General features: G+C 59.6%; 11 protein-coding genes and 1 riboswitch. Of the genes, 5 read left to right on the top strand and 6 right to left on the bottom strand.

Annotated elements, in window-relative coordinates; genetic code table 11:
• On the top strand, positions 1 to 197 hold a 197-nt coding region (locus BGIM_RS65805), incomplete at its 5' end, for a hypothetical protein (RefSeq protein ID WP_193788976.1).
• Positions 198 to 280: 83 nt separating this feature from the next.
• Here the strand turns inward: BGIM_RS65805 and BGIM_RS0113380 are convergent.
• Together BGIM_RS0113380 and BGIM_RS0113375 are read right to left on the bottom strand one after the other, a co-directional pair.
• Complete coding sequence (locus tag BGIM_RS0113380; RefSeq protein ID WP_157368945.1) at positions 281 to 1,015, bottom strand: hypothetical protein; 735 nt, start codon at positions 1,013 to 1,015, stop codon at positions 281 to 283.
• A 67-nt stretch (positions 1,016 to 1,082) separates the two neighbouring features.
• A complete protein-coding gene (locus BGIM_RS0113375) occupies positions 1,083 to 2,309 on the bottom strand; it encodes an SGNH/GDSL hydrolase family protein (RefSeq protein ID WP_020470277.1) in 1,227 nt (408 codons plus the stop codon).
• Positions 2,310 to 2,976: 667 nt separating this feature from the next.
• Between BGIM_RS0113375 and BGIM_RS0113365 the strand changes: the two genes are divergently transcribed.
• Together BGIM_RS0113365 and BGIM_RS0113360 are read left to right on the top strand one after the other, a co-directional pair.
• A complete protein-coding gene (locus BGIM_RS0113365; protein WP_020470275.1) occupies positions 2,977 to 4,269 on the top strand; it encodes a S53 family peptidase in 1,293 nt (430 codons plus the stop codon).
• Between the two features lie 118 nt (positions 4,270 to 4,387).
• A complete protein-coding gene (locus tag BGIM_RS0113360; protein WP_202947258.1) occupies positions 4,388 to 4,747 on the top strand; it encodes a virulence factor in 360 nt (119 codons plus the stop codon).
• A 12-nt stretch (positions 4,748 to 4,759) separates the two neighbouring features.
• Here the strand turns inward: BGIM_RS0113360 and BGIM_RS0113355 are convergent, their stop codons facing one another.
• The 4 genes from BGIM_RS0113355 to thiC all read right to left on the bottom strand — a co-directional run bounded on the left by BGIM_RS0113355 (position 4,760) and on the right by thiC (position 10,227).
• Positions 4,760 to 5,617 carry a hypothetical protein gene (locus tag BGIM_RS0113355; RefSeq protein WP_020470273.1) on the bottom strand — a complete coding sequence of 286 codons (858 nt, stop codon included), beginning with the start codon at positions 5,615 to 5,617 and terminating at the stop codon, positions 4,760 to 4,762.
• A 44-nt stretch (positions 5,618 to 5,661) separates the two neighbouring features.
• Entirely contained in the window at positions 5,662 to 6,807 is a 1,146-nt protein-coding gene (gene dprA / locus BGIM_RS0113350; RefSeq protein WP_020470272.1) for a DNA-processing protein DprA, read from the bottom strand.
• 327 nt (positions 6,808 to 7,134) lie between these two features.
• A complete protein-coding gene (locus tag BGIM_RS0113345) occupies positions 7,135 to 7,881 on the bottom strand; it encodes a DedA family protein (protein WP_020470271.1) in 747 nt (248 codons plus the stop codon).
• Between the two features lie 1,011 nt (positions 7,882 to 8,892).
• Positions 8,893 to 10,227, bottom strand: a complete 1,335-nt coding sequence (gene thiC, locus BGIM_RS0113340) for a phosphomethylpyrimidine synthase ThiC (protein WP_020470270.1) — start codon at positions 10,225 to 10,227, stop codon at positions 8,893 to 8,895.
• A gap of 155 nt (positions 10,228 to 10,382) precedes the next feature.
• Positions 10,383 to 10,485: riboswitch (TPP riboswitch) on the bottom strand.
• A 213-nt stretch (positions 10,486 to 10,698) separates the two neighbouring features.
• Between thiC and BGIM_RS50205 the strand changes: the two genes are divergently transcribed.
• Together BGIM_RS50205 and BGIM_RS0113320 are read left to right on the top strand one after the other, a co-directional pair.
• Positions 10,699 to 10,995, top strand: a complete 297-nt coding sequence (locus BGIM_RS50205) for a hypothetical protein (RefSeq protein WP_020470268.1) — start codon at positions 10,699 to 10,701, stop codon at positions 10,993 to 10,995.
• 150 nt (positions 10,996 to 11,145) lie between these two features.
• Positions 11,146 to 12,156 (top strand): hypothetical protein, encoded by a 1,011-nt coding sequence (locus tag BGIM_RS0113320; RefSeq protein WP_029630014.1) that lies wholly within the window; start codon positions 11,146 to 11,148, stop codon positions 12,154 to 12,156.
• The last annotated feature ends 54 nt before the right edge of the window (positions 12,157 to 12,210 follow it).

Genomic DNA, 12,210 nt, shown 5'->3' with positions numbered 1-12,210 from the left:
ACGCGGCGATCCCCGTGGCCAAACCGGCGGCGGCCACGGCGACGGCGGCCGGGGTGTTGCTGGCCGACCGGGTGAAGCAAGCCCGCCTGAAGGGATACGAAGGAGACCCGTGTTCCGAATGCGGCCAATTGACGCTGGTGCGAAGCGGAGCCTGTGCGAAGTGCGATTCTTGCGGCACAACTTCCGGTTGTAGCTGAGAATGAAAAGAGCCGGACGGTTTTGGCCGTCCGGCTCTTTTTGATCATGTCTGGCTCGATCCGAAATTTACCCTTTGTTGGTGTCAACTGCGGGACTCTTCAAGACTCAAGAAACGTATTGCCTGTTTGAACGGTGATCGCACATCCGGCCGCAATTCCCCGGACCACGCCGGCCCGTCCTCATCCCGTAACCGGGCGTACTTGGCGAGAGCATAGCCGAAATCCGGCATCGCCAGATAACCCTGGCGTGACATGCTCCAACCCGAGATATTGCCTGCCCGCCAATTGGTCTCCAACACCACGGCGTTGGATGTGATCACGCCCATGCCAAAGTAGACAGTCAACAAGTCGGTCAGTGGTTCGTGATCGGCCTCTTCTTCCGTGATTCGCCCGGAACCCAAAAGCAACACATGCCCAAGCTCATGGGCGATGGTCGCCACCAACCCCAACGGATTGCCCAGATTCGAGATCTCAATGCCGATTCGATGGATGCCGTTCTCCGGGGCATAAGTCCCGACCGAACCCGCCAATTGGCCACTAAAGGGAGGATCCTTCACATCACGATCGCTGTTGTTGTAGAGGAACATCCGAATGATGGCGGGATCGACTCCCATATGCCCGCAAACACGGTCAAGCATGATCCGCACGCTGGCTTGAGTTCCGTCATACGGATCGGGGAAAAATTCCGGACGGGGAAGAACCACCGTCGCCCGCCGGACCATCTCCCGCCCGAATTGTTCCTCCAGCCATTGCCATCGCTGATCGATCCACTTCCTCGTCTCGTCCTCGACCGGACATGTGGAGGGTGAGCGAAACAAGTCGAGTAATCCCATATTGGCCACTCTGCTCCGCCGACAATATTGAACCATCATTCCGCCGGTCAACTCACTTCACGATCTTCACTTCAAACTTGTGCGGCATCGGCTTCAACATCTCGTAAATCTTGTCCTGTTGTTCGGCGATCAGTCCCAGTCGTTTTTGCAATTCGCCCGGCCGGAGTTCCTTCGTGGCCCCGGCCAGCCATTGCGGCGGGTTGTAGAGAATCACGTTGAAGAAGCGATCGGCGACCAATTTGTTCTTGGCGTTGATCGCGTCCAACACTTTTTTCCCTTGATCGAACATCGGGCCGCTGGTGGCCAAGCCCAGGTTCACCCCGGCGGCCAGTTCCTCGGCGGTGGCCGTCGTCACGGGTTTGCCGTCGATCAGGATCGACCACTTTCCGGCGGCCAGACCGGTCACCGTCAGGTTGTAATCGTTCAGATCCTTGAGATTGTTCACGTAGGGAAGAATCGTCACCCAGTCCGGCTGAACCGGGAAGGGGATCGCTTCGTCCGTCCGGTCGAAGGTGACCGATTCGGCGGTGACGGCGAGGTTTTCAATTTTGCAACGTTCGGTGACGCTCTTCTTCCCGGCGGCGTCGATGCTGGCCGAGGTGACTTTTGCCGGGGCGTTCAGGCCGGTCAGGATGGCGTGGGCCATCAGCAAGCCGCCGGGGGAGGCGGTGTGGAACCCGTCGTAGTACGGCACGACCTTCTCGGCCTTGTCGGTCTCCATCTTCTCAACGGCAGTCCGCGTGGTGGAGTATTGATCCGCGAAGGAGACGCCCTCTTTGGTGGCGATGTCCTTTAACGGGGCGTAAAACTGCTTTTGGGTTTCCAAGTACAAATCAAAGTTCTTGTTCTTCCGACGGTCCACGGCGTTCGGGGAAACCAACGCCACTCGCGCGCCGGCCTTCTTGGCCATTCGCACCATTGCCTCGGTTTTTTCCACGTATAACTTGTTGCCGGCCGGGTTGAATTTGCCGTAGCCCGCGTCGTTCATTCCAAAATTGATGGTGATGGCCGTCGGCTTGTCGTCCAACACGCTGTTCTGAAACCGCCCGGCCCCGCCGTTGGCGGTGTCCCCGCCGATGCCCGCGTTGAGGAAGCTCAACTTCCAATCGGGGAAACGGGTGGTCAGATAGAGTTCGATGTCGCTGGAATACTGATATTGGGCCGTGATGCTGTCCCCGAGGAAGGTCACCCGGTCCCCTTTTTGGAAGAAAAACGGCTTGTCCTCCGCAAACAGGGGGACAGCCGACATTAAGAGAATCAGGGAGAGAAATCGCTTCATTCAGATGCTCCAAAAAACGAACAATTGTCTTCCGAAATATGAAAATCAAGGTCCGGCGTCGGCAAGAATGCCCACGATACAAGGGATTTTGAATGAAATCAAAATAAATCGAAGATTGTTGTCCGGTCAAGCCGCGGGTTTACGCTTTATCTGTTAGGGGGTTGGTTTTCCCCCTGATGATTCAAAACGGCCTTGGGCCGTTTCTTGCTGGTCGCAAGTGAAAATTCTGCGACCAAAACCGTCGCCCCCGCTTCATCCCTGGCCAGACTCGCGGCCAGTGGATGGAGCGAATTCGTCCGCAACCATCAATCTCTGTCATCGCCAAACATTCAACAAATCAAGACGGTGAGTTTACGCACAAACTCAAAGTCTGATCGTTTCGCCATTGTCCAATCAATGGTCGAACTGCCCCATTGTTTCTTGGAAACAATGCAGAGATTTCTTCCCTGACTGCTCGCCAGTTTAAACCGGGGAGGTTGTAACGGATATGCAAGAAACGGCTTCAAGGTCTGACTCTTGGTCAACGACTGGCGATGTGCTCGGCGGTCGTTGACCGGGAGGGCGAAATTTAACAACGAGTTTCACGCCATGATGAAAGCATTGCCGTCCCCCCCGGCAATTCGACTCGCCATCGAAGACTGGCTGGCCGCCGAGAGGCCCAAGCAGCGTGCCCCGACGGAGCGTCTTTCTTTCCGGAACGGCCGCCGACTTCGAGGCGGCGTTTGGCACGACCATTGAACAAATGGAGCATGACGGCGGCACCTACCGCGGCCGGACCGGCGCCCTCACCGTTCCCGCCGAACTGGCAGATCTCGTCGAAGGTGTTTTCGGCATCGACAACCGGCCCGTCGCCAAGCCGCACTTCCAACGGCAAAAGTCGGCGGCCGGAGTCCAGCCCCACGCGAGCAACGGAACCTTCACCCCGCCCCAACTGGCCAAACTCTATAATTTTCCGGCCGGGCTGGACGGCACGGGACAGTGCATCGGCATCATCGAACTGGGGGGCGGCTATCGTACCGCCGACATCAAGGCTTATTTTCAGAAGCTTGGCCTGCCCGTGCCTCACGTCAAAACCGTGCGAGTCGATGGCGGAAACAACAGCCCCGATAATCCCGATGGCGCCGACGGCGAGGTGATGCTCGACATTGAAGTGGCCGCCGCCATCGCCCCGAAAGCCGTGATTGCTGTCTATTTCGCCCCCAACACGGACAAGGGCTTCTTGGACGCCATCACCCTGGCGACTCACGACAAGACCAACAAGCCATCGGTGATTTCCATCAGTTGGGGTTCGGCCGAGTCACTCTGGTCCGCGCAGGCGAAGACTTCCTTCGACCAAGCCTTGCAGACGGCGGCGGCCTTGGGCGTGACCGTCTGCTGCGCCTCGGGCGACAGCGGGTCGGCGGACAGCGTGGCGGATGGCAAATCACATGTGGATTTCCCCGCATCCAGTCCGTTTGCCTTGGGTTGCGGCGGCACGAAACTGGTGGCCTCGGGCACATCCATCACCAGTGAAACTGTCTGGAATGAGAATCCGACCAGCAGCGCCACGGGCGGCGGTGTCAGCGATTTCTTCCCCGTGCCGGCCTATCAGGCCAACGCCGGCGTCCCGGTCTCGGCAAACCCCGGCGGCCATAAGGGCCGGGGCGTCCCCGATGTCGCCGGTGACGCGGACCCGAACACGGGCTATTTTGTCCGCGTTGACGGGCAGGAATCCGTGATCGGCGGAACCAGCGCGGTGGCCCCGTTGTGGGCCGGCCTGATCGCCCTGATGAACCAAAAACTCGGCCACCCGGTCGGCTTCCTCAACCCGCTCCTCTACGGCTCCGTCGTCGGGACCGGCTCCTTCCACGACATCACCTCGGGCAACAACGGCAAATACACCGCCAAACCCGGCTGGGACCCCTGCACCGGCTGGGGCTCGCCCAACGGGGCGAAACTTCTTCAGGTCCTCGGCGGCTGAGAACGATTGCCTGTCTCAAACCCTTTCTTGTCACGCGCCGAGACGCCTCCTCGGCGCGCTATTCCCCATCCGTATGTATGTTACCCTTTGCTGATTGCCCCGCTTCAGGCTGATGAAGATGAACGAGATATGTGAGACGGAAGGGAATTTTCTTTGGCAGGAAGACTTGCGAATGTATGCCATCATGTTCGACTTGGACCCGGAAATACTTCAACGCGCTTATCCCGGACCGTCTTGGAACAACGCATATGCTGAAATCCAGAAGGTGCTTGCCAGACATGGATTCACCCGCCAGCAAGGAAGCGTTTATTTTGGCGGCCCTCAAGTCAATGCGGTGACCTGTGTGCTGGCCTCGATCGACTTGTCCCGATCATTGCCGTGGTTTGCCATTTCGGTCCGGGACATTCGCATGCTCCGAATCGAAGAACAGAATGATCTGGCTCCCGCCGTTCAACAGGGCGCGGACATGGCCGGTTGAGGGCTGATCGCATCACTCGTCGTCATCCTTGAAAATATCCGGTTTTCCGAACTGGCTGAAATCAATCGGGCCGCCTCGGGTTTCGCTTTCCAACAGGCGGAGGCGGGCATCCATTTCGCGGATTTTGGTCTGCAACATTTCCATCTTGGTCGCCGTCTCGTCGCGGGCCTTCGTCCGGGGGACTTCCGGGTAATTCAGTTGTCGTTGCATGGCCGCGAAGAAGTACAGGGGGTCGCGGCCCCGGCTGGCCCTGGCGATTCTTCCCTCTTTGTCCCCGAACAACGGCGGCAGATTTGGCTCGAAGGACGGGTTGCGGCGGCGAATCTCATTCACGGCCGTGTCGGAGCGGTAAAAGATCAAATCGGCGAAATCGACCACGCCGATGCTCTTGCGGATGGTTTGCAGATACGCCTTCCAATCATCGTCGAAAAACGACTCGTTGCTCATCGCCGTGAGGCCATCGAAGTATCCCATCCGGTTACGGCAGATCGACTCGAACTGATAGACGAACAGACCCGGTTTCGTCGGATCGCCGGACCGATAAACCGCCTCGCGTTCCAGAATGAGGACGGCCGTTTCCATCGGAACGCGGACCTTCTCGTCCTCGGCCTGTTTCATCACGAACGCTTGAAACGGCGAGAAATAGTGCGTGAGCCGCTCAAACCCGCTGGCCAGCAACCCCGCGTGTTTGATCTCGGTGGCCAGAAACTCAATGGCCATCGGCAGCCGGGTGGTGGTCAGGATTTCCTCATGAACCCGCGCGAGAATATCCTGGGCGGGCGTCCCCTCGGCCAGACGTTCCCGAAACAGCCGGAAGAAGTACGCCTGCTCGACATATTCTTCCCGATCAAGGATGGGTGCTGAACTCATGCGGGATATTGTAGTCCGCGAACCTGCGGGCACGACCAACGGCGTCACCGCCGTTCGTACATATTCCCCGGCAATCGGCGGATCACCTTTTTCATCTCCAGCTGCAGGAACACCCCGCTGAGTTCGGCCGCCCCCTTGCCCAACCGGCGGCAAATCTCGTCCGTGTGCAAAGGCTCCGTCAACAATTCCCACACGAGTTTGGCGGTTCCCTCCAAAACCGGGGCTTCCTTCGGCGGCGGAGGAGGCGGGGGCGGGGCCTCTGTGAACAAACTTGGCTGGCGGCCAGCAATAGGGACAACGGGCGGGCGCAAGCCGTTCAGGTCTTCGAGCAGATCGTCCGCGTCGCGGATTAATCGGGCGCCGTCGCGCAAGAGTTTCAGGGAACCGGCGCTCGCCGGACTGTCTACGTTGGCGGGGAGGACGAACAACTCCCGCGATTGCTCGGCCGCATGACGGGCGGTGATGAGGGAGCCGCTTTGGGTGTTGGCTTCGATGATGACCACGGCCGTCGCCAGTCCGCTGATGAGTCGGTTGCGGCTGTGAAACATGCCACGTTGCGGCGCCAGTGTCATCGGGGCCTCGGTGAGCAACGCCCCGCGACCACGAACCGCCGCCGCCAGTTCCACATGCTCCGGCGGGTAAATTTTGGAGAGGCCCCCCGCCAAAACAGCCAGTGTCCGCCCGCCCGCCTCCAACGCCCCCTGATGGGCCTCGCCGTCGATCCCCAACGCCAGCCCGCTGACGACCGTGTAACCGGCCCGAGCCAGCCCCCCGGCGATTTGCCGGGCCATGCGACGGCCATAGCCCGTGCAACTCCGCGACCCGACAATGGCCACCGCTTTCTCGTCCGCCGGGAGATAATCCCCGGCCATATACAACACCGGCGGGGCGTCCGGGAGAGTTCGCAATGATTTGGGATAAGCATCGAAAACGCGGGGAATGACCGCCACCCCGGCCTCGGTTACCCGCCGGATCTCGGCGGCCGCATCCACGGTTCGCAGGGTTTCCGCAAACTGTCGGGCGGTCTTCTCGCCGATGTGCGGGACTTGCAAAAGTTGTGCTTCCGTCGCGGAAACGGCGGCGGTCGCCGAGCCAAAATGAGTCAGCAGTGCTTGTGTGAGCTTTGGCCCCAACCCCGGCACCAGCGTGAGCGTCACCCACGCGTGCAACTCGGTTTCCTCCGGCGACATGGGCTGGCTCTCCGGTGTTGGTTCTTTGGTGTTTTCAACAAAATGGGTGGTCACAGGCGGGTAACCTAACCCCCCGTCCCCCCTTCCCTAAAAAGGAAGGGGGAGCAAGAGGGTTTTGGTATTTTGTCCGAGCCTGAAGCGTTAACGAGGGCCAAATTTCCCCGGCACTGACACCGCCCATCGGGAGAAGATATTTCTCCGGCCCAGGCGTGGCTCTCGCTGACGCTTCAAGATCGGAAAGAAGATTTTTACCCTCTTGCTCCCCCTTCCTTCTTAGGGAAGGGGGTCGGGGGGTTAGGTTACCCGCCCGCGACTTTCCCCCAATCATCACAACGGCGGGGTCGTCACCGCATTGGCCGTTGCCAGCGCCGCGCCGGCGGCCTTGCGTTTGGCCATCCAGCCTTTCAAGCCCGCGTAGATGCCGGGGGAGATCGAAATCAGCACCACCAGAATGATGACCTTTTCAATGTGCTTCGCCGTCTGAAACTCCGGCCCGAAGAGGCCCTTGAGCGGCGGGTCCAGCATCGGCGTGATGGCGTAGCCGAGCAACAACATGCTGACAATCCACGCCACGCCGCCAACGATGTTGAACATCAAGAACCGGCGATAGTCCATCTTGCCCACGCCGGCCACCACCGGGGCAAACGTGCGGATGATCGGCATGAACCGGGCGAGGATGATCGTCTTGCCGCCGTGCTTTTCGTAGAAGGCTTGAGCCATCAACAAATGGTCTTTGCGGAAGAAGAATGATTTCTCCCGGTTAAAAATGCGCGGCCCGGATTTCAGCCCGATCCAGTAACCAACGCTATCACCCACGATGGCCGCCACGCTCAAGATGCCCATCAAAAGAACGATCGGCCAATCCGAGTTCCAGGCGACGATGCCAACGCTCACGAGCAGCGAATCACCGGGCAGGAAGAAGCCGATGAGCAGCCCGGTTTCCGTGAAGATCACCATGGTCACCGCGATAAACGCGGCCATCATGATCTCCGGTTGCTCCAGCACCTTCATCAACTCCGTGGGGTTGAGAAGATTCAAAAACACCTGCTTCATCTGCTCAAACAGCTCGCCCATGCCCACTCCTCGGGATTTGCCTGACCGGGCTAACCTACCAAGGCGGACGTGGGGCGCGAAGGGCAAATCTGAATATGGGAAGAGTTCACGCAAAGCTCGCAAAGGGGACGCAAAGCTCGCCAAGAGTCGATGAAATAAATGATGACTCCGGGGCCGGATGATTCGAGAACCATTTTTCGTCGGCTCTTGGCGAGTTTTGCGTCCCCTTTGCGAGCTTTGCGAGAGGTCTTCTCTGAATTGTCTGAACTGCTTCGCCCAAAAACACATCAAGCCGGCCGATCCTCCGGAGTCGTGGAGAATCGCCCGGCTTTGGTGAGTTGTCATCCGGTTCCCAGGCCAGATGACAGATATCCGGTCGTGTGGATCGTCGGCCTTTTCCGAGCAGACCTCTCTTGATTTGTTTGCCACCAATCAAGTTTGATTTTGCAGGCCGGGATTCTCACGTTCGGAGGTCAACACTTGGGTGATGGGGTTGACCGGTTGCGTCCCTCAAGAGCAGAGAGGTGGTTAGAATGCTGGCTGGTACTCCGCATCCCACCCGACGCACCATCGCACGAACAGCCTCCTGAAGAAAATCTCATTCTTCCCCGTCGCTCCTGCCGAAACCCATTTCTGAGAAACGACATTCACGTCCGTGCCGGGGAAGCACAATCACTATCGCCGCGCCGAGGGCCTGCGCCGAGCATTGAGAAGCAATTTCGTATGGGGAATATGCCTAAACTGGTCAAGTGAGACAAGCTGGACCGACGCGCACGCGCCTGACGGCTTTGAGGCGCGACCGGAGAATTGGAAAAATCGGCGTATTAGGGTTTAGGGTGTAGGGGTTAGGGTTTAGCAGAGAGGCTTGAGCGAACGTTTTGATGATGGGGCGAAGAGTCTAAGATTTGAGATGCAGGATGTAGAGTTTGCCAGAAAACTCTAACCAGAGTCTTAATAACGAACCAAGCCGCAACCCTGTTTGCCAAATTCCTAAACCCTAAACCCTAAACCCTAAACCCTAAACCCTATCCCTTAGCTCTTCGCCAAGGTCAGCGACAACGAAATCTTTTCGGCTTCATCGGCCAGCTTCCGCACGTCTTGGGTGATCCGCATCGAGCAGAACTTCGGACCGCACATCGAGCAGAACTTGGAACTTTTGAACACGTCGTTCGGCAGCGTCTCGTCGTGCATCCGGCGGGCGGTTTCCGGGTCGAGGGAGAGTTCAAATTGCTTGTTCCAGTCGAACTCAAAGCGGGCTTTGCTCAGGGCGTCGTCCCGGTCGCGGGCGTTTTTGCGACCGCGGGCGATGTCCCCGGCGTGGGCGGCGATCTTGTAGGCGATCACCCCCTGTCGCACGTCGTCCTTGTTCGGCAAGCCGAGGTGTTCCTTCGGCGTCACGTAGCACAGCATCGCCGCCCCGGCTTCGGCCGCGATGGCGGCGCCGATGGCGCTGGTGATGTGGTCATAACCGGGGGCGATGTCCGTCACGAGCGGCCCGAGCACATAGAACGGGGCTTCGTGGCATTCGGCCCGTTGCTTTTCGACGTTCATCTTCACGAGGTGCATCGGGATGTGCCCCGGCCCTTCGATCATCACCTGACAGCCGTGTTCCCAAGCTTTGAGCGTCAGGTCGCCGAGCGTCTTGAGTTCGGCGAATTGGGCCTTGTCGTTGGCGTCCGCGAGGGAGCCGGGCCGCAGGCCATCACCCAACGAGAACGTCACGTCGTATTGCTTCATGATTTCGCACAGTTCGCCGAAGTGCGTGTACCACGGGTTTTCCTTGTGGTGGGCGATCATCCATTGGGCCATCAGAGAGCCGCCCCGGCTGACAATACCCGTTACCCGGTCACGGGTCAGCGGAACGTATTCCAACAAAACCCCGGCGTGGATAGTCATGTAGTCCACGCCCTGTTTGGCCTGATGCTCGACCATGTCGAGCATCATCTTCGGCGTGATGTCGGCCACTTCCTTGACGTTCTGGATCACTTGGTAAATCGGCACCGTCCCGATGGGCACGGGGGAGGCTTCGATGATCGCCTGCCGAATGCCGTCGATGTTGCCGCCGGTAGAAAGATCCATCACGGTGTCCGACCCGAGATGCACGGCCGTGTGCAGCTTTTCCAACTCGTCCTCGGCCTTGCCCGTCACCGCCGAGTTGCCGATGTTGGCGTTGATCTTGCACTTGGAGGCGATGCCGATGGCCATCGGCTCCAGGCTCTTCTTCAAGTGGACCACATTCGCCGGAATGACCATGCGCCCGCGGGCAACTTCGGCCCGGATCAACTCCGGCTCCAAGTCTTCCCGTTTGGCGACGTATTGCATTTCGGGGGTGATGATCCCTTGTCGGGCAGATTCAAGTTGTGTCATTTTTTAACCTGTAGCGGAATGGCCACGGGCGGGAGACTTTTGGAAGGGATGAGGGATGAGGGATGAGGGATGAAAGAAAACCAGTCGCTTCATCGGCGAGTGCAGACACGCCGAGAGCCGGGTTTTCCCTCATCCCTCATCCCTCATCCCTCATCCCTGTCCGAAGGTCGCTTTCCCACGCCGGCATGACCCGGATCGGGTTCCAAGGGTGTGTTCTCAGTCCGGTTGTTCCTCAAGCGGACACCCCTAGCGATGCGGGCATTGTACGCAATTTCGGGATCATCGGGTAACCGACCCGACGGGGCAACCGGGTCACGCCGGGAAAAATCGGCAAAGGCCGCCGCGGCCGCCCATTCTGTTTTTTGAGAGTTTCCGACAAATCCATTCAATTGGGCCGGTGAACAAACCGAAAGAGAGACCATGTGATTCCGGGCGACGGACCGACCGTATGGTTCCGTGGGGGCATTGAACATGACGATTCGCGGACTGCGGATGTGGGGCTTCGCGGCTCTGAGCCTTTCGGTTGTCGGCGCGACCGGCTGCCAGACATGGATGGGCGGCATGACGCTTCCCTCCGGCCATTATTTGGAAAACCATCCGCCGCAATACTTCCCCGAGGAGCCGGACTTCCCCCTGACGCGGGAACTCTCCTATCAGGAAGAAGCGGCCGGCCTGCTTAACCCGAAGGACCGCGACCGGGCCAAGAACCCGAACCCGGTCCCCGGCGTTCCGGGCGCGGCCCCGCCGCCGCCGAAGCCGGGCAACTAACGAACGTATTGGCTGATGTTGGTTTCGAGTTTTGAAGAAGAAGTTTCAAGTTTCAACTTCCAAGTTTCAAGTTGAAAACCAAACGCCTCAAATCGGCTGGTTTTCAACTTGGAAGTTGAAACTTGAGACTCGGCGCCGGGGGGGCATGCCATGAAGAAGCAACTAATCCGACGAAGCGGCCGGATGATCCTCGCCGGGGCGGGGCTTTGTCTGGGCGCGTTGACCGGATGTCAGACGCCGGGAACTCAAATCCCCAGCCCGTGGGCGGCCCGTCAGCCGGACATGCCCAACGCCGTCGCGGGGATGATGCCCGCTTCTCCGGCGTTTGGCCGGGTTCAGGCCGGGCAGAACCTTCCCATGATGCAGCCGGGCATGATGCCCCAGCAGCAAATGATGATGAACCAAGGGTATCCGCAAAATCAGGGATATCCCCAGCAGCAGATGATGCCGCAACAAATGATGGCCCAACAACAGCCGATCATGGGTTCCGGCGGCATGGTCTATCCGGTTAGCTATCAACAGCCGGGGCAGCCCATGATGGCCCCGCAGATGCAGCCGCAAATGCAAATGCAGCCGCAACAAATGCAAATGCAACCGCCGGGAATGGGCTATGCCCCGCCTCCCGGCCCGGCGACGTTGTACACCCCGGCGGCCCCGGTGATGCAGGCCCCGCCGGTTGTCCCGGCCCCGCAAACCGGCGGCATCCCGCAAGGACCGGGACTGCCGCAACCGGGAGTCACGGTGACGCAAGGCCCGAACGGGCCGATCACGGTGACCACGGAAATCTTCGATCAACCACCGCCCGCTTCGCCGGGTGGTAGCCCGAGTGGCTTGGCCGCCCAACCGGCGAATCCGACCTTCAACCCGCCCGCGCCGTACACGGTTCCCATGCCCGAGGCCCCGGCGTTGCCGCCGATCAGCCACGCCCCGGAACCGCTGCCGAACTCCTTGGGCAAGGGACCGAACGGTCCGTCCCTCCCCGGCTTGAACCCGCCCGCCGGCCTCGGCGGATATCCAGCCGTGCCCGTCGGACATCAACAGGTGGCCCCGCCCGTGCGGTTGCCCGCCCCGTTGACGGCTCCGGTTGCCCCGGCTAGTCCGGGGGGCGCTTCATCGGAAGACGACATTCCGTCCGCCCCGATTTTCCTGCCGGGCAAATGACCGGAAAATTCAGTTGATTGTCAGCCTCGCCGTGCCAGCGGCGGGGCTTTTGTG

The organism is Zavarzinella formosa DSM 19928, from assembly GCF_000255705.1.
GTDB lineage: Bacteria > Planctomycetota > Planctomycetia > Gemmatales > Gemmataceae > Zavarzinella > Zavarzinella formosa.
Note: the sequence above shows the minus strand (reverse complement) of the source record. Positions and strands in the feature narration are given on the sequence as shown.